16 protein-coding genes are annotated in these 17,512 nt (G+C 66.0%); 1 reads left to right on the top strand and 15 read right to left on the bottom strand.

The features are described 5' to 3' along the window. Window positions 1-40: 40 nt before the first annotated feature. From catA to AC1ZV1_RS11545, 3 genes are read right to left on the bottom strand one after another with little or no spacing between them, the layout of a single operon-like run. Entirely contained in the window at window positions 41-973 is a 933-nt protein-coding gene (gene catA / locus AC1ZV1_RS11555) for a catechol 1,2-dioxygenase (RefSeq protein WP_484296830.1), read from the bottom strand. 47 nt (window positions 974-1,020) lie between these two features. Beyond that, window positions 1,021-1,311, bottom strand: coding sequence for a muconolactone Delta-isomerase (gene catC, locus AC1ZV1_RS11550; RefSeq protein WP_484296829.1), 291 nt, complete (start codon window positions 1,309-1,311; stop codon window positions 1,021-1,023). Between the two features lie 41 nt (window positions 1,312-1,352). Further along, window positions 1,353-2,474 (bottom strand): muconate cycloisomerase family protein, encoded by a 1,122-nt coding sequence (locus AC1ZV1_RS11545; RefSeq protein WP_484296828.1) that lies wholly within the window; start codon window positions 2,472-2,474, stop codon window positions 1,353-1,355. A gap of 148 nt (window positions 2,475-2,622) precedes the next feature. Between AC1ZV1_RS11545 and AC1ZV1_RS11540 the strand changes: the two genes are divergently transcribed. Beyond that, window positions 2,623-3,495 (top strand): LysR family transcriptional regulator, encoded by an 873-nt coding sequence (locus AC1ZV1_RS11540; RefSeq protein ID WP_484296827.1) that lies wholly within the window; start codon window positions 2,623-2,625, stop codon window positions 3,493-3,495. Between the two features lie 18 nt (window positions 3,496-3,513). Here the strand turns inward: AC1ZV1_RS11540 and AC1ZV1_RS11535 are convergent, their stop codons facing one another. The 12 genes from AC1ZV1_RS11535 to AC1ZV1_RS11480 all read right to left on the bottom strand — a co-directional run bounded on the left by AC1ZV1_RS11535 (window position 3,514) and on the right by AC1ZV1_RS11480 (window position 17,510). Then, entirely contained in the window at window positions 3,514-4,287 is a 774-nt protein-coding gene (locus tag AC1ZV1_RS11535; RefSeq protein WP_484296826.1) for a 1,6-dihydroxycyclohexa-2,4-diene-1-carboxylate dehydrogenase, read from the bottom strand. Window positions 4,288-4,299: 12 nt separating this feature from the next. Then, entirely contained in the window at window positions 4,300-5,628 is a 1,329-nt protein-coding gene (locus tag AC1ZV1_RS11530) for an MFS transporter (RefSeq protein ID WP_484296825.1), read from the bottom strand. 153 nt (window positions 5,629-5,781) lie between these two features. Then, a complete protein-coding gene (gene benC / locus AC1ZV1_RS11525) occupies window positions 5,782-6,795 on the bottom strand; it encodes a benzoate 1,2-dioxygenase electron transfer component BenC (RefSeq protein WP_484296824.1) in 1,014 nt (337 codons plus the stop codon). 77 nt (window positions 6,796-6,872) lie between these two features. Next, on the bottom strand, window positions 6,873-7,358 hold the full coding sequence (gene benB / locus AC1ZV1_RS11520; protein ID WP_484296823.1) for a benzoate 1,2-dioxygenase small subunit: 486 nt from the start codon (window positions 7,356-7,358) through the stop codon (window positions 6,873-6,875). After that, window positions 7,355-8,725 carry a benzoate 1,2-dioxygenase large subunit gene (gene benA, locus AC1ZV1_RS11515; protein WP_484296822.1) on the bottom strand — a complete coding sequence of 457 codons (1,371 nt, stop codon included), beginning with the start codon at window positions 8,723-8,725 and terminating at the stop codon, window positions 7,355-7,357. The genes benB and benA overlap by 4 nt, the downstream gene beginning before the upstream one ends. Before the next feature lie 553 nt (window positions 8,726-9,278). Beyond that, window positions 9,279-10,232: an AraC family transcriptional regulator gene (locus tag AC1ZV1_RS11510; protein ID WP_484296821.1), complete on the bottom strand. Its 954-nt coding sequence runs from the start codon at window positions 10,230-10,232 to the stop codon at window positions 9,279-9,281. A 222-nt stretch (window positions 10,233-10,454) separates the two neighbouring features. Continuing rightward, on the bottom strand, window positions 10,455-10,868 hold the full coding sequence (locus AC1ZV1_RS11505) for a type IV pilin protein (RefSeq protein ID WP_484296820.1): 414 nt from the start codon (window positions 10,866-10,868) through the stop codon (window positions 10,455-10,457). Between the two features lie 12 nt (window positions 10,869-10,880). Next, window positions 10,881-15,203: a pilus assembly protein gene (locus tag AC1ZV1_RS11500; RefSeq protein WP_484296819.1), complete on the bottom strand. Its 4,323-nt coding sequence runs from the start codon at window positions 15,201-15,203 to the stop codon at window positions 10,881-10,883. Window positions 15,204-15,237: 34 nt separating this feature from the next. Further along, window positions 15,238-15,780 (bottom strand): pilus assembly PilX family protein, encoded by a 543-nt coding sequence (locus AC1ZV1_RS11495; RefSeq protein ID WP_484296818.1) that lies wholly within the window; start codon window positions 15,778-15,780, stop codon window positions 15,238-15,240. Further along, window positions 15,777-16,553 carry a PilW family protein gene (locus tag AC1ZV1_RS11490; RefSeq protein ID WP_484296817.1) on the bottom strand — a complete coding sequence of 259 codons (777 nt, stop codon included), beginning with the start codon at window positions 16,551-16,553 and terminating at the stop codon, window positions 15,777-15,779. The genes AC1ZV1_RS11495 and AC1ZV1_RS11490 overlap by 4 nt, the downstream gene beginning before the upstream one ends. Window position 16,554: 1 nt before the next feature. Continuing rightward, window positions 16,555-17,097: a type IV pilus modification protein PilV gene (gene pilV, locus AC1ZV1_RS11485; protein ID WP_484296816.1), complete on the bottom strand. Its 543-nt coding sequence runs from the start codon at window positions 17,095-17,097 to the stop codon at window positions 16,555-16,557. Beyond that, window positions 17,094-17,510, bottom strand: coding sequence for a GspH/FimT family pseudopilin (locus AC1ZV1_RS11480; protein ID WP_484297545.1), 417 nt, complete (start codon window positions 17,508-17,510; stop codon window positions 17,094-17,096). The genes pilV and AC1ZV1_RS11480 overlap by 4 nt, the downstream gene beginning before the upstream one ends. Between the last annotated feature and the right edge of the window lie 2 nt (window positions 17,511-17,512).

Raw genomic sequence — 17,512 nt, 5'->3', positions numbered from 1 at the left:
CCTACGGCGGGTTACCGGCAGGATCGGAGCGGTTGGGAAATCAGGCTTCCTGCAGCGCGCGGGGACGGCTGCTGCGGTCTTCGGCGTCGGCGGACACCGCCTGCTGCAGCTGGAAGTCGAACTCGATCTCGGCGAAGCGCCCGTCCACACCACGCGCCTGGGCCGCAGCCGCGTCCTCGACGAACCGCACCTCGCCGATCAGCCCGTCGCGGGTGGCGTAGGCGAAGTCGTCCCAGAGGTACTGATCACCGGCCAGGTTGATCTGCGTGGTCAGGTGACGATGCCCTGGTGCGGAGATGAAGAAGTGGATGTGCGCCGGGCGCTGGCCATGGCGACCGAGCTGGTTCAGCAGTTCCTGGGTCGGGCCGTCCGGCGGGCAGCCGTAGCCGCTGGGCACGATGCTGCGAGCTTTGTAGCGGCCCTCGGCGTCGGTGACGATGCGGCGACGCAGGTTGAACTCGGACTGGGTGCTGTCGAAATACGAGTACGTCCCCTTGGTGTTGGCGTGCCAGAGATCGACCACGGCGCCGGCCAGCGGCTTGCCCTGCGGGTCGAACACGCGGCCGGAGAGGAACATCACGGTGCCGGCGTCCTGGCCATCGTCCATCCGCGCTTCGCCTTCGGACAGCGGTGCGCCGGCCACGTACAGCGGGCCTTCGATGGTGCGCGGGGTCCCGCCACCGATGCCGGCGGCTTCGTCCTGGGCGTCCAGCAGCAGGTCGAGGTAGTGCTCGATGCCCAGGCCGGCGACGACCAGGCCGGCCTCCTGGCGCGAACCGAGACGGTTCAGGTAATCCACCGCCTTCCAGAACTCGTCGGGGGTGACGTTCATGTCTTCGATCAGCTTCGCGGTGTCCTGCAGGATGCGCAGGACGAGGTTCTTCACGCGCGGGTTGCCCTGGTCATTCAAGGCGCCGCTGGCTTCTTCGAAGAACTTCTGGATGTCGGCAGTCTGGGAAATCTTCACGGTCATGATGCGATCCTCACGTCTTGTTCTTGTTGAGTCGTACAGAACGAAAATCAGCGGTCGTCGGAATGGATCGAGGACGGATGGCGGCAGAGCCCGTCGACCTCGATGTCCATGTAGGGAAACAGCGGCAACTGCATCAGGGTGTCGTGCAGTTCCTCGACGCTGGCGAGGTCGAACACGCTGTAGTTGGCGTAGTGCCCGGCGATGCGCCACAGGTGGCGCCACTTGCCCTCGAACTGCAGGCGCTGGGCCAGTTCCTTCTCGTCGGCCTTGAGCTGGGCGGCTTTCGCCGGGTCCATGTCGACGGGCAATTTCACGGTCATCTTCACGTGGAACAGCATCGGGTCTTCTCCTCTATCGGGCAGTCGGAAAGGGTTGCGATTCAGGTGCGGCGGAAGCGCGCCAGGCGCTCCTCGTCCAGGGTCAGGCCCAGGCCGGGCGTGCGTGGTACATGCAGCTGGAAGTCGCGGTAGAGCGGCGGCTCGGTGACGATCTCCTCGGTGAGCAGCAGCGGGCCGAACAGCTCGGTGGCCCAGGTCAGCTTCTCCAGGGTGATGAAGGCGTGGGCCGAGGCCAGGGTGCCGACCGCGCCTTCGAGCATGGTCCCGCCATACAGCGCAATGCCGGCGGCTTCGGCGATCTGCGCGGTGCGCAGGACGGCGCGCGGGCCGCCGTTCTTGGCGATTTTCAGGGCGAAGATGCTGGCCGCGCCGTCAGCGGCGAGACTGAAAGCATCGGCCACGCTCTCGATGGATTCGTCAGCCATGATCGGCGCCGGGCTGCGCTGGTTCAGGCGCACCTGGCCGCTGCGGTTGATGCGCGAGATAGGCTGCTCGATCAGGTCGATGTCGTTCTCGCCGAGCACCTGGCAGCCGCGGATGGCCTGGGATTCGTCCCAGCCCTGGTTGACGTCCACGCGCACGCTGGCGCGCTCGCCCAGGGCCTTCTTGATCGCCACCACGTGCTTGAGATCCTGCTCCAGCGGGTTGGCGCCGATCTTCAGCTTGAAGATGCGGTGGCGGCGGATTTCCAGCATCTGCTCGGCTTCGGCGATGTCGCGGGCGGTGTCGCCGGAGGCCAGGGTCCAGGCCACTTCGAGGCTGTCGCGGACGCGGCCGCCGAGCAGTTCGCTGACCGGCAGGCCGAGGCGCTTGCCCTGGGCGTCCAGCAGCGCACTCTCGATACCCGAGCGGGCGAAGGTGTTGCCCTTGATCGACTTGTCCAGGCGCTGCATGCAGGCGTTGATGTTGCTGGCGTCCTGGCCCTTGAGCAGCGGCGCAACGTGCGCGTCGATGTTGGCCTTGATACTTTCCGGGCTTTCGTTGCCGTAGGCCAGGCCGCCGATGGTGGTGGCTTCGCCGATGCCCTCCACGCCGTCGGAGCAGCGCAGGCGGATGATCACCAGCGTCTGCTGCTGCATGGTGTGCATGGCCAGCTTGTGCGGACGGATGGTCGGCAGGTCGACGATGATCGACTCGATGCGTTCGATGACGGGGCTACTCATGGACGGCGTTCCGGTCTGGGATTTCTGAAGTGGCCGGGCAGCGCAGTAGCGATACCCGGAAGGTCTTTTCACGGTTGACGAAGGATTGCGCCGGGGCCTGCAGGCAGTCCAATATCGTTGCCATCTTGTTGCATACCCTGGAGGTATCATGGAGCTGCGACACCTGCGCTATTTCCGCGAAGTGGCCGGCACCCTCAACTTCACCCGCGCCGCCGAGCGCCTGCACATCGCCCAGCCACCGCTGAGCCGGCAGATCCAGCAACTGGAGGAACTGCTCGGCGTGCCTTTGCTGGAGCGTGGCAGGCCGCTGCGCCTGACCGACGCCGGGCGCTATTTCCACGAGCAGACCGGCACCCTGCTGGCCCAGCTGGACAGCATCTGCCAGAGCACCCGGCGCATCGGCCAGGGCGAACGCCAGTGGTTCGGCATCGGCTTCGCGCCCTCGACCCTGTACGACGGCCTGCCCGAGCTGATCCGCGCGTTGCGCGGCGACGCCGGGCTGGAACTGGGGCTGCAGGAGATGACCACGGTGCAGCAGGTCGAGGCGCTGAAAAGCGGGCGCATCGACATCGGCTTCGGGCGCATCCGCATCGACGACCCCGCCATTACCCAGCAGGTATTGCGCGAGGAGCCGATGGTCGCCGTGCTGCCGGCCGGGCATCGCCTGCTCGGCGCGCCGCTGAGCCTTGCGCAACTGGCCGGCGAGGACTTCGTGCTCTACCCCGCCAACCCGCGCCCCAGCTATGCCGACCATGTGCTGGCGCTGTTCGCCAACCACGGCCTGAGCGTGCGCGTCGCGCAATGGACCAACGAACTGCAGACCGCCATCGGCCTGGTCGCCGCCGGCCTGGGCGTGGCGCTGGTGCCGGCGTCGGTGCAACAGCAGCACCGCGCCGACATCGGCTACGCCACGCTGACCGACGCCGAGGCGGTCTCGCCGATCATCCTCAGCCAGCGCCGCGGCGACGTCAGTGCGCCGCTGCAACGCTGCCTGCAACTGATCGGCGCGAGCCTGCCGTAAGCGCATCATCGCGGCGACTCAGCCCAGGTCGCCGCCACCCACCGGCAGGGTCACGCCGGTGATGTAGCTGGCTTCGTCGGACGCGAGGAAGAGGATCGCGCCGACCTGCTCGTCGATGCTGCCGTAGCGCTTCATCAGGCTGCTGCTGACGGTCTGGTCGACGATCTGCTGGTACCAGGCTTTCTCCTCGCCGCTCTGCGGTGCCGCGTTGCGCGGGATACGCCGGGGCGGCGCCTCGGTGCCGCCGGGCGCGGTGGCATTGACCCGCACGCCGCGCTCGGCGGTCTCGAAGGCCAGGCAGGCGGTCAGCGCGTTCACCCCGCCCTTCGCCGCGCCGTAGGGCACGCGGTTCACCCCACGGGTGGCGATCGACGAGACGTTGACGATGGCGCCCGCACCCTGCTCCAGCATCGGCACCAGCGCCGCGCGGCAGCACCACAACGTGGGGAACAGCGAGCGGCGTACCTCGGCTTCGATTTCATCTTCGGCGTAGTGCTCGAAGGGCTTCGCCCAGATGGTGCCGCCGACGTTGTTGACCAGGATGTCGAGACGGCCGAAGCGCTCCAGCGTCTGCTCGACCACGCCCTGGCAGTCGGCGAAACGCTCCAGATCGGCAGTCAGCGTGAGCACTTCGCCGTGCTGGCCGAGGGTGTCCTGCAACTCGTGGACAATCTCCGAGCGATCCACGGCGATGACCTTCGCGCCCTCTTCCACCAGCCGCTCGGCGACGCGCCGGCCAATACCCTGCGCAGCGCCGGTGACGAGGGCAACCTTGTTGTCGAAACGGGACATGACGTTCTCCTGTCAGTGCGCGGCCACGAGCCCGCCCGAAGGCTTCTCGCTGCCGCGGATGAGGGCCACGGCGACCAGCGCCAGCAGCAGGGGGACGGCCAGCGCCAGGTAGAAACCGGCGACGCCGCCCCATTCGAGGAAGGTTCCGCCCAGGGCGGAGCCGATGATGGCGCCTACCCGGCCCAGGCCGATGGCCCAACCGGTGGCCGTGGCGCGCAGGCTGGTCGGGTAGGCGGAGACCACCAGGTAGTTGAGGGCGATCTGCTGCCCGCCGATGCCCAGGCCCGCGGCCCCGATCAGCAGGAACACCAGTGCCCAGTTGCTGCCGCTCAGGGACAGGCCAAGGCTGACCAGTACACCGAGGGCGAACAGGCCGAGCAGCACATTGCGGGTGTTCAGGCGCGGCAGCAGGATCGACAGCGGGATGGCGCAGAGGATGAACACCGCGTTGACCGTGACGGTCCCCAGCGGCGCCTGTTCCACCGGCAGACCGGCGGTCTTCAGCACGGTGGGCAGCCAGGAGAGGAACATGAACCAGGCGACCCAGTTGAACAGGTAGGTCAGCCAGACGGCGAGGGTATTGCGCGCCAGGCCCGGCCCGAACAGGGCGCGCACACTGGTGCGGGTGGCGGTTTCCGGCACGCTGAAGCGCACGTCATCGGCGAGCGTCCGCGAACTGATCCGCGCGAGAATGCGGCGCACCTGTGCGGTCTCGCCCGATCGGGTCGCCAGGAACTGCAGCGACTCCGGCAGCGCGAAGTACAGGCCTGCCAGCAGCGCCAGCGGCAACAGCCCGCCGGCGAGGAAAATCCCCTGCCAGCCAATCAGCGGCATGAGCTGGGCGGCGAGCAGCCCGCCCAGCATGGCGCCCGCCGGAAGGCCCAGCAGGATGCCGGTGACGATGGCACCGCGCAGGCGCGCCGGGCCGTACTCGGAAGCCAATGCCAGCAGCACGGGCGTGGCGCCGCCCATGCCGAGGCCAGCGAGAAAGCGCAGGACCAGAATCTGCTCGGCGCTGGTGGCGAAGGCCGTGGCCAGGGTGGCGAGGGCGAATAGCGCGACCGCGCCCATGACCGTCGGGCGGCGGCCGAAACGGTCACCGAACAGCCCCAGCGCCATGGCGCCCAGGGCCATGCCGACGATACCGGCGCTGAGGATCGGCGCCAGGCCACCGGTAGAAAGCTGGAGGGTCTCGATGATCGCCGGCCCCGTGTAGGCAATGGCCTGGGTATCGAAGCCATCGAAGATGGCGACCAGGAAACACAGGGCGAACACGCGCCACTGGAAGGAACTCAAAGCGGCGTGATCTATCACGTCAGGTATGTTGCACGTCTGGCTCATGGGGGTCTCCGCTGCGAGGGCGATGCCTCGCTGATTGTTGTTATGCAGGCCCTGCCAGGGGCCCAGCCCGGAGGCTAGGGTGCGTCGGCGCAGAGGAAAAATACTTTGTCGGCATGCCTGCATACCCACTGGGTATGCAGGCGCCATCCGGGGTCAGGCGGCGCTGGCGGCAAACTTCTCGTAATAGAAATTCGCCGGCGTGATGCCCTGTTCACGGATGTAGTGGCTCACCGCTTCGACCATCGGCGGCGGACCGCAGAGGTAGATGTCCACCTCGCCGTCATTCAGGTGCAGGGGCTCGATGTGCTGGGTGACATAGCCCTTGCGCGGGTAGCTGCTCTCGGGGCTGGCGACGCAGGCGCTCCAGGTGAAGTTAGGGATACGCGCGGCGAAGGCCTCCAGGCGATCCGTCTCCACCAGGTCGACGTCATGGGTGACGCCGTAGATCAGGTGCAGCGGATGCTCGCTGCCGCGCTCGGCGATCTGCTCGAGCATCGCGGTGAAGGGCGCCAGGCCCGTGCCGCCGGCAAGCAACAGCAGGGGCCGCTGGATCTCGCGCAGGTAGAAACTGCCCAGCGGGCCGGCCAGGGTCATCGTGTCGCCGGCTTGCGCCAGGCCGGTGAGGAAGCTGCTCATCAGCCCGCCCGGCACGTTGCGGATCAGGAAGCTGACTTCACCGCCTTTCTGCAGCGAGCTGAAGGAATAGGCGCGGCTCTGTTCGCTGCCGGGCACCTGCAGGTTCACGTACTGCCCCGGCAGGAAGGCCAGCCTGCTCAGCGACTCGCCCTGGATGGACAGGGAAATGGTGCTTTCGGAGAGCTGGCGCACGGCGCTGATGCTGGCCTCGAAGCTGGCCTGGGCAGTCTTGCAGACGTGCGAGGAGGCCGGCACGCGCACCACGCAATCGCTCTGCGCGCGCATCTGGCAGGTGAGCACGTAGCCCTGCTCGGCTTCGTCCTCGGTCAGCGCGTCCTCGATGTACTCCTGGCCCAGGTCATAGCGACCGGCTTCGGCAAAGCACTTGCAGGTGCCGCAGGCGCCGTCGCGGCAGTCCAGCGGGATGTTGATGCCCTGTCGATAGGCCGCATCGGCCACGGTTTCGCTGGGGCTGGCGTCGATGAAGCGGGTAACGCCGTCTTCGAAGTTGAGGGCGATCTTGTGGTTCATGGTGTGCACCTCGGTTCCGCGCAGGCGGCGTCGCGCGCGGCGATTCCACGCGCGCGACGCACAGCCCGGACGGCGAATCAGATGTGGTAAATGTCGATGACTTGCCTGACGTAGTCGTTCTTCAGGACCACCTTCTTCGCCAACACCCGCGGTTGCTCGCCACGCACGTCGAGCGTGTAGAAGCTGGTGCCGAAGTAGCTGTCGACGGTCTTGTAGCGGAAGCTCAGGGTGTGCCAGTTGAAGCGCACCTGGCACTGCCCGTCGGCCTCGCCGAGCACCTCGATATTGCTGAGGTTGTGCGAGGTGCGGGTGTCCGGCAGGGTCGCGCTGGAACGCTCGGTCTTGATCCGGAACACGCGGTCTTCGAGGCCGCCGCGATTGCCGTACCAGATCAGTGAGATTTCCCGCTGCGGGTCTTCGGTGAGCTGGTCGCGGTCGTCCCAGGAGGGCATCCAGAAGGTGGCGTCGGCGGCGTACAGCTCCAGCCAGGAGTCCCAGTCCTTGTCGTCGAGGTAGCGCGCTTCGCGGTAGAGGAAGTCGCGGACGGTCTCGTAGCGGCTCATCGCACGCCCTCCTCTTTCAGCACGATGCGCTTGGCCTGCTCGGCCGCCAGCGCGTCGATCATGGTCTGCTGCCAGTACTGGTGCTGCAGCACGAACAGGCCTTCGTCCTCGGTGCGCACGCCGGACAGCGCCGGCGCCAGGTCGATCTCCCGCGCCGCGTCATCGGCACCGTCGATCCAGTGCGTCGCCCCGCGCGACATGTCGTTCCAGCCGCCCGCGCTGCCCTGGTAGGCCTGCTGGCAGGAGCGGAACTCCTCCAGGTCGTCCGGTGTGGCCATGCCGCTGACGTTGAAGAAATCCTCGTACTGGCGGATTCGCTGCGCGCGCGCCTCGGCACTCTCGCCTTTCGGCGCGATGCAGTAGATGGTGATCTCGGTGCGGTTGACGTCGATGGGCCGGGCGATGCGGATCTGCGAACTGAACTGGTCCATCAGGTAGACGTTGGGGTACAGGCAGAGGTTGCGCGAGTTCTCGATCATCCAGTCGGCGCGTGCCTGGCCATGGTCGCGGGCCAGCTCGTCGCGGCGCTCGAAGGCCGGGCGCGCCTCGGGGTTGGCCCAGCGGCTCCAGAGCAGCAGATGGCCGTGGTCGAAGGAATAGAAACCACCGCCGTGCTTGGCCCAGCCGCCGGCACTCATGGTTTTCACTTCGTCACCAGCCTCGCGCTGCTGACGCTGGTTCTGCGTGGCAGCGTAGTTCCAGTGCACCGAGCTGACGTGGTAGCCGTCCGCGCCGTTCTCGGCGGTGAGCTTCCAGTTGCCTTCGTAGATGTAGCTGGAGGAACCGCGCAGCACTTCCAGGCCTTCGGGGGACTGGTCGACGATCATGTCGATGATCTTCGCGGACTCGCCCAGGTGCTCCACCAGCGGCTTGACGTCGGCCTTCAGGCTGCCGAAGAGGAAGCCGCGGTAGGACTCGAAGCGCGCCACGCTGGTCAGGTCGTGGGAGCCTTCGCAGTTGAAGCCTTCCGGATAGCCGGCCTCGGCCGGGTCCTTCACCTTGAGCAGCTTGCCGGAGTTGTTGAAGGTCCAGCCGTGGAACGGACAGGTGTAGCTGGAGCGGTTGCCGGACTTGTGCCGGCAGAGCATGGCGCCCTTGTGGCTGCAGGCGTTGAGGAAGGCGTTGAGCACGCCGTCCTTGTTGCGCGCGATGAAGACGGACTGGCGACCGATCATGGTCGTCAGGAAATCGTTCTTCTCGGGGATCTGGCTTTCATGGGCGAGGTAGACCCAGTTGCCTTCGAAGATGTGCTTCATCTCCAGGTCGAACAGGCGCGGGTCGGTGAACATCTCCCGCCGGCAGCGGTAGACGCCCTTCTCGGGGTCTTCCTCAAGCAGCGAACGCAAGTACTCGATACCCAGGGACATGGCCGGGGCCTCCGTTGTTATTGTTCAGGCAGGCTCAGGTTAGGGCGGGGTTCGAAGGGGCAATAGCCGCTTTGTGCAGAGTGCTATCCGTTTTGTGCAGAGGTGGTGGAGGACAAGTCCCAGAAGCACGCCTAACCGGCGTTTTTCTTGCTTCCGCCTAGGGACGTCCACGCCGCTTCGGCGTACGCGCTGACATCTCGTTTCGCCCCCTCGGGCGAGTCACTTTCTCAAACGCGAGAAAGTAACCAAAGCGCTTGCCCCTCCATCCGGTTTTTCGCTTGGGGCGAAAAATGCCCTCGTTGAATCGAAGTTTCAGGGGCACGCCGCGAAGGGCCATCCCTGGCCCATCGCGGCTCTCGCGGCATCCATGCCGCTCAACCCCTGAAACTCCAATTCAACGAGGCCTCCTGAAAGGGGCCGTCCGGAGTGCGCGGAGGTTTTTCTGGAACTCATCAAAGCAGAACCAGTAGAAGAACGTGGCGTGCTCTCGTAGAAGCGGACTCCGTCCGCGATGGGCTATTCGCCATGAGGCTCTCGACAGGTCTGCGTCGATTCACCCGCGGCGCTTGAGCGTCTCCGACGGCAGCTCCCCGAACTGCTGCCGATACCCCTCGGCAAACCGCCCCAGGTGCAGGAAGCCATAGTCCAGCGCCAGCTCGGTCACGCTGCGGACGTTGCACGCCGGGTCCGCCAGGCAGGCGCGGATGCGCTCCAGCTTGAGACGGCGGATGTACTGGCGCGGCGTGACGCCGGCATGTCGCTCGAACAGCGCATAGAGCGAACGCAGGCTCATCGACGCCTGGCGCGCCAGGGCCTCGACATCGATGTCCTCGCGCAGGTGACCCTCGATGTACGCCTCGATGCGCTCGAAGGAGGCACTGGCGCCGGCGATGGGTTCGCGGCTGACGTTGGTCTTCAGCAGCGTAAGCAGTTTGCTGGCGACGATCTGCTGGTAGTGCTCGTCGACCCGCGCCAGGCGCTCGCTTGCCTCGGACTCCTGGCAGACCATCGACAGCAGGTTGACGAACCCCTCCAGTTCACCCAGCTGGTAGCGGTTCTCGGTGAAGCGCACGCCCCCGCGTGGAGGGTTCCAGCGCTGCTCGGCGCAGATGGTGTCCAGCAGCGTCACCGGAATCTTCAGGATGAATTTCTCGCAGTCGTCCGAGTAGGTCAGGTCCACCGGGTCGTCCGGATTGATCAGCAGCAGCTCGCCCGGCGCCAGGTAGTGCTCCTGCCGTTGGCCGCGCCACAGGCAGTGGCCGCTGAGCAGGATCTGCAGGTGGAAGATGCTTTCCAGCGCCGGCGAGGTCACCCGCACCGCGCCGCCGTAGCTGATGCGGCACAGGTCGAGGCTGGCGAAACGGCGATGGTTGAGGCTGGCCCGGGGCTGGCCGTGGGCCGGCAGGCGCAGATCGTGGGTGCCCACATGCTGGTTGACGTAGCCGGATACCGCATAGGGGTCGGCACGCTCGAACACGCGGCTGCGCTCGCTCAGCAGGCTTTGCATACAGGCACTCACTCTTGTGTCTGGCCGCGCTCTTTGTCGCGGCTCATGTGCCCAGTCTAAGCCGTACCCCCGAAAGACGGGCATTGGCCGAGATGGACGGTCGCGCGGGCAATTCAGGTGCAAGGCAGGCCCACGAATCCGCTTCACCCTAGGCACATGGAACCACCCGCGCAATTCAACCAGTGGCGCAGTGTTCGCCAATCGCACGCTTTCGGCGCCGATTCATTGCCAGCAGGTGGTGCCGGTCCCGGTTCCGGTGTTGCTGCGAGTGCCGGCCTCATCGAGGCTCAGGCTCAGGCACTGGGCATCCTTGGCCTGGGCTCCCGTGGCGGTGGCTGTCAGCGTGTAGGTGGTGGCCGTGACGTTGGATATGGCCAGGCTGTAGTACCGCAAGGCACTGACATTGCTGGTCATGTTCAGCGCCGCAGCGGTACTGGCGTAGGCGTTGTTCTGCGAGTAGTAGCGCTCCTGGCGGGCAGCCGCCTCGCTCAGTACGGACTGCGCTTCGACACGATGACTCCGCAGCACGTAGCGCTGGTAACTGGGAAACGCGATGGCGGCGAGGATTGCCACTATCACGACCGTGATCATCAGTTCGATCAGGGTGAATCCCCTCTCCTGCCGATGTTGATTCATGCTGCATTCCTGTCAGTTGGCTGGCTGGATCTGCCAGGTACGCCGGCCGCTTACCGTGCCGGTATTGGTGCGAATGGTGTCCGACACGCCAGTGGTGCTGTCCGAGCCGCTGTAGGTGTACCCACCGGAGACGGTGATGTCGCCACCACCAGTGATGAAGGCCGAGAGCGAATCGTAGGTGCCGTCGTTGTTCAGGTCGAAGACGTTGTACGGCGTCTGCCCGCCGCGTTCCGGATCGATGGCGTAGCGGGTGCCGGAAAGCCCCGCGGCGCAGGTGCCGGTCTGCGGCGTGGAACTGGTGAAGATGAGGCTCGAGCCGTATAGCGTCATGTCGTAGATCTGCCGCTCGCCGGCGACCGGGAAGTCGAAGTACCAGCCCCACTTGGTGACGTTGGCATCGGCGGTGTTGCCGCTGCTGTCGTACCAGAGCACGTCGTTGTTGCTGAGGGTATAGGTGGGCGTGGTGTTGAAGGTGCTCGCAGTGAGCGTCTGCACCTGCAGGTCGCTGCGCGTGCGCGCTGCCGTCAGCGAGGAGGTCGTGGCCTCGCCGGCGATCTTGCGATCCCAGATGCCATAGACGCTCTGTTGCACGGTGGAGGTCTTGTCGGCGGTGAGCAGGTAGCGGCCCGTGCCGAAGGCCACGATGTAACCGATCCCGCTGGGATGATCGACCAGATAGGGCGCCGTGGTGATCGGCTGGCGCGTGCCGCTGGCATTGCGCGCGACGTACAGCGGGTTGCCGCCGAAGGACACGGCGTACCGCGCCTCCGAGGCGGTGGTGTTGAGCGGGTCAGCCAGGCTCGTGTCGATGAGGTCGAAGCGCCAGAGATTGCCCAGCAGGTCGCCACCGTAGGCGTAGTCGGCGATGCCGTCACTGTTGGCGTCGGCCACGTACAGTCGCGACAGCCCATTGTTGAGGGTATCCAGCGCGGCGGTTTCGGCGGCGGTCAGGCTCGGGGTGACGGTAAGCTTGCGCAGCAGCGTGCCGGTCTGGATATCGATGATCAGCAACGAGGCACTGCTGCTGCCGACGTCGTAGCCATTGGGAACCAGCGCCACCCACTTGCCGTTGTGCAGTCGGGCGATGCTCGGGCGCGCGGCGGTGTAGCCCAGACTACTGTCATTGTCACTGGTGAACTCCCACAGCAGGCTGGGTGCGGTGGGGTCGGTGACATCCAGGGCGAAGACCTCGCGACCGCCGGCGCCGAGGCTGCCGACCAGGACCTTGTGCCAGGCGGAGCCGTAATAGACATCGGACACCACCGGCGTGCCGTCGACGAAATAGCGGTGCTCGGTACCCTGCTGTTTGCCATAGTCCGGCGCGGTAAGGGCGTTGAGGTTGGGGATGACTGCGCTGGGGATGAAGGCGAAGATTTCGGCGCCGGTGGTCGCGTTGAAGGCGTGCAGCATGCCGTCATTGGCGCCGACGTAGACCACCGAGGGTTTCGCAGCCACCGCCGTGGCGAACGCCGCGTAGGTCGTGCTGCCTTCCAGGGCATTGGCGCGGGACGCCAGGTAGTCGGCGCCGCTGACCAGCACCGGGGCGGAATTGATCATGTCGCCGAGCAGCGTCGTGCGGGTACGGAAGGTGGTGTTCTCGCCGCGCAGGAAACCGACCCGCGCCTGCCCCTGACTGTCCACCACGCCGGCGACGGTGCGGTTGAGCTGGGTCTGCTGGGCGGTGGTCAGGTTGCTCCAGTTGAACGCCGTGAGCGCGCCATTCTTGGCGAACAGGATGTTGCGCGCGCTGGGCGTGCCCAGTTGCGCCGATGCCCGCCACACGGTGGTGGTGGCCGTGCTGATCGCACCGGAGCTGCTGGTGGTCATGATCTTCTGCTTCTTCAGCAGGTCGCCGGTCCAGTCACCGGTGACGAAGCTGCTGCCGTAGGTGTAGCTGCCGTTGTCCAGGGACTGCGAGTCGGCCGCCACCGCAGCGACCGAGGTGTTGAGCTGGAGAATGTCGTCGAAGGCCGACTTGAGCTGGGCGGCCAGCTTGCTGGGGTTGCTGACCAGGAAGTAGTTGTCCGGCACACCATCGCCGTCGCGGTCCCAGTTGGTGAGGTCGGTCTTGCCGTATTTGGCGGCGTACCACATGGGGTCCTGCAGGTTGGTCACGGCGGTGGTCGCCGAAGGTGTGAAGTTGCGCGTGTGGTAGGCCAGGCGGCTGCCGCTGAGCGCCCCGCTGCTGCCGTTCAGACCGGGCAGCAGCGCGCAGGTCACTCCGGTCGCCGAGCAATCGCCGGGATATTTGCCGTCGGGTGTGTCGAGCTTGTTGCGTACCGAGCCGCTACCGCCGCCGGTGACTTCCAGGTACACACCATCACGGGTGGTGCCGGCCATGGTGTAGCCCATGTGCGACTCATCGCCGGCCACCGAGTACTCGGTCTGGCTGGTGACGTCGACGGTGCCGTCGCTCCTGGCCGTCACGGTATAGAGCACGATGGCGTCCATGTCGTAGTCGCGGCCCTGGGCGGAGTCGTCGTAGACCACACGGAAGGTGATGGCAGTGAGGTTGCCGGCACTGTCCTTGGTCAGGGTGTCGATGTAGAAGCCGGTGATCTGGCTGACCACGCTCTGGCTGACGTTCATGCTGAAGGGCACCAGGCGCAACGTGCCCTTGCTGGTCTTGATGCGAATGTTGGGCAGGGTCGAGGATTGGGCGATGGAGAAGCTCTGCACCTTGTTCGAGCCGGCGGTGGTCAGCACGTTCTGGCTGCCGAAGAAGGACACCGCGGAGGTGGCGTAGCTGCCCTGCCGCGTGGGCTCCTCGGCAAGCCCACGGATCGTGGCGAAGCTGGTGGCGGTCTTCGCCGTCGGCGCGGAGTCGTTGGTGCTGCCGGACTGGCCGACGTTCACCGACGCACTGCCACCGACCTCGCGGCTCCACAGGGTGGCACCGAGGCTGGCGAAGTCGAAGCTGATGTCGTTGGTCGGCTGACTGTCGGTGCCCAGGGTGCTGCCGGGCACGTCCGAGTCGTAGCTCGGGTTGACGTCGCTCATCAGCGTCATGAACGGCCGGGTGCAGGACGGATAGGTACTGTAGGGGTTGGTCCAGCTGGTCAGGCTGGAGAGGCCCAGGCCGGTGTCGGCGGTGCCGGCGGCATAGGCCGCGGTGGGCGCCTTGCCAGCGTAGTAACGGAGGGTCTCGTAGGCCATCTCGCCCAGCGGATTGCCCCAGTCGACGCACTTGCCATTGGTCAGCGGGTTGAGGTTGTAGCCGCTGGAGTCGGTGCAACCGGCGGAGAACACCAGGCGGTCGAGGTTGGCGACAATGCCGCTGTTGTTCACGTAGCAGCGGCCATTGAGGCAACCGGTCCCGGTGGTGGAATCGGTGAGGAAGCGGCCGTTGGTACTGCTGTATTCGTTGCTGAAGGACGCCGCCGCCTTGCGCACCACGCCGCCACGCAGGTTGTTGGCGTAGGTGCCGGTGACCAGGCCGAAGTACATCTTGTCCGCCGCGCCGTAGTCGTGGAGCACACCCGTTGGCTTGTACACGCTGCCGTACTGGGCGCAGTTGCTTTCCAGCAGGCCGGCCACGCACACCTGCACCCGGACGTTGAGGTCATAGGCCGGAACGATGGTGGTCGTGCTGTTGGTGGTGCTGGTGATGCTGTTGCTGCCCTGCACGGACTCACGCGAAACCCAGCCCCAGATGCGGTAGGTACCGAGGGTCTGCTGGGTGCTGGTGATAATGCGCAGCCGCGGAGACGCGCTACTGCTGTAGGACGTAACGGTGCTGGAGCCGATGGAGGTATTGGCGAAGAGCACGTACTTGCCATTGGTGGGTGCGCTGATCGGCGTGTAGTCGGCCAGGTTGTAGCCGTCGCGATCAGCACTCAGGTACTCCTTGCCCCAGGTGTGCGCATCATTGGGGATGAAGGCGCGCTCGAGCACGGTGGCGAGCGTGGTGTCGGTGGAGCGATAGCCACCGTACAGGACCTTGCGCAGCACATCCTGGCGCGACATGGTCAGGTAGTTCAGGTAGTCGCCGCTCCAGCGCCCCGGCGCGCTGGTGCACTTCTTGGTGCTGGTGGTGCTGGAGGGCGCGAAGGTGCCGCTCAGCACGTCGTAGAGGTAGCACTTGTAGGAGTCGAAGTAGCCGGTGTAGTCGATGCTGGGCTTGTAATAGGTATCCAGTTGGCCATCGCCGTCGATGTCGGAGGCGTCGTTATAGGCCGGGAAGTACAGCTTCTGGTCGCGGCCGACGACCAGCATGTTGATCGGCGGAGCGATGTTGCTGACGAACAGCGGTGTCTGCGCCAGGGTCGCGCCCCAGGCCTGGGCAGCCGCCAGGCAGGTGAGCAGCAGGAACAGCGTTGCGCGCAGCGTCTTCATGGCGTGGGCATCCTCCCTGTGCGGCCGGAACGTTTCACTGGATCACCAGCCCGAAGGTTGAGCGCAGGCAGAGCGCATCCGCACCGCAGGCCTTGCTGGTGGCCGTGCCCTTGTACGCCTGCGAGTTGACCTCGTAGTAATAGGTACAGCCCACTTGCCCCTTCGACAGATACGAGTTGCTGCTGCCGCCGCCGCCGCCCTTGCAGTTGTTGGCGATGTAGCGCAGGTACCAGCGCGCACTGCGCAGCAGGTTCGTGCTGCCATCCGGGCCGGTGTACAGGGTGGAGCTGCTGAAGTCGGTGGTGTAGTTCGTCGCCGCCGCCGTGAAGCAGGGCGTCGTCCCGGCCGAGCAGTTGTCCAGTGCACGCGTGTTCTTGCGCAGGCGCCCTTCCCCTTCGCGCAGCGCGGATTCGGCGGCACTCATCAGCCGCTGCTGCTCCAGGCGATTGCCGGTCATCCGCCCTTCCAGCTGCATGCCGCGCATGCCGCTGACGGCGGCCAGGGTGATCAGCATCAGCATCACCAGGGCGATGAACAACACCGCGCCGCGCTGCCGGCGGGACGTCAGTCGGTTCATGGCATCAGGTTCCTCAACATGCTGGTACCGCTGACGATGCGCCGCACGGGCCCATCGCCGTCGGTACAGGCGTTGCTGCCGTACAAGTCCTGCCAGCGCTGGCAGGTGGTGGACGTCAGGCCGCCGCTCACCGAACCGCTGCTGGCCAGCAGCAACGCGTAGCGCAGGCTGCGCACGGTCTGGCCGCTGGCGGGCGTGGCGACGTACTGGGCCACCTGACGATTGAACTCGTTACTGCTGCTGTCCACCCCGAAGTCGAAGCGCACCGCCACCACGTTATCCACCAGCGTGCTGCCGTTGCAGGTCAGCTGACCGTTACTGAGGGTGAGCTTCTCGACCACGTTGTTGCTCGGGGTGTAATTGCCATAGGGCTTGTTCACTCCGGGACGGCTGCCCAGAGATGCGCCGGTGCAATCGACGTCGGTGGTATCACGCGGCTGGTAGCGCAAACAGATGGTATTGGCGTCCACCCGCACCAGCGCCTGGCCGGCGGTGAAGATGCAACCGTTGCTGGTCTGGGCGGGAAACGCGGCGCTCATACGCGAGGACGGCAGTCGCCGGTAGCCCGCTTTCGTCAGGCGCCCGTCGAGCATCTGCTGGGCGTAGCGCGCGCTGTCCTGGTTCTGCGCCTGGCCGTCGAAGTAGCGGGAACGGTTCTGGCCGTCGAGGAACATCTGGGTCACGCCCAGAATCAGGAACAGGCTCAGACCCATGGCGATCATCAGCTCGATGAGCGTCACCCCGCACTGGGTGCGTGCGCCTGGACCGTTCATCCTAGGGTTCCTCCCGCAGCACGTAACGGCAGATGGTGTTGTCGCCGGTGGCAGTGGCATCCAGACACTCGCCAGCCTTCACCCGCCAGGCCAGTTGGATCTCGATGGCCGACCCGGTATTGCTGCACGTGGTGGTGCCGTTGGTGCGGCAGACATAGAACTCGCTGGCCAGGTCCGAGGCGCCTGGCAGCGCCTGGTTGACCCGCTGCGACCAGCACGCCAGGCGCTGGCCGGCGGTCAGCGATGCCAGAGAGGCGCAGCTGCTGGGGACAGCAGGGAATGACGCAGAGGCAGCCTTGTAATACCCCCAGCTGGAGGGCGGCACCACCTGGACCGAGCTGCCGTCCTGCGTGGAGTAGAGGTCGGTGCGCATGAGCTCCATCAGCTCATCCGCCAGCTCCGCCGCGTTACTGCGCAGGATGGTGTCCTGGGCGTAACCGATGGTGCGTCCCTGCATGGCAAGCATGCCGAGTACGCCGATGCAGGTGACCAGCAAGGCCACCATCACCTCCACCAGACTGAACCCCGCCGTGCGCTGCTTCATTGCCCGGTCGCTCCCTGCAGGCTGATGTAGCCCGAGGCGGCCACCTTGATGCTGAACGCCTTGCTGGTGCCACTGCTGGAAATGCCCAGGTTGGCCGTTGCGGCGGTGCCATCGGGCTTGAACGAAAGATTGCTGACGCTACTGCTCACGCTGAGGCTGCTCGGCAAATCCAGCCGCTGGCCAACGGTGGCGTTAGAGCCACAGGTACTGGCGCGCACCACCACCCACTGCAGGTTTCCAGTGCTGGGGCAGAGCGTCAGGGTCTGGCGCGTGTTCACCGCATCGGCGCGTGAAGACTGCAACAGCCGGAACAGGGTCGAAGCACCGCTCTGCACCCGACTGGACTCGATCAGAGTACGGAAGCTGGGCACGGCCACAGCGGCGAAGATCGCCAGCAGCGCCACGACCACCATGA

The organism is Pseudomonas sp. BB438 (assembly GCF_057180225.1).
This window is presented reverse-complemented; position numbering and strand designations above follow the sequence as displayed.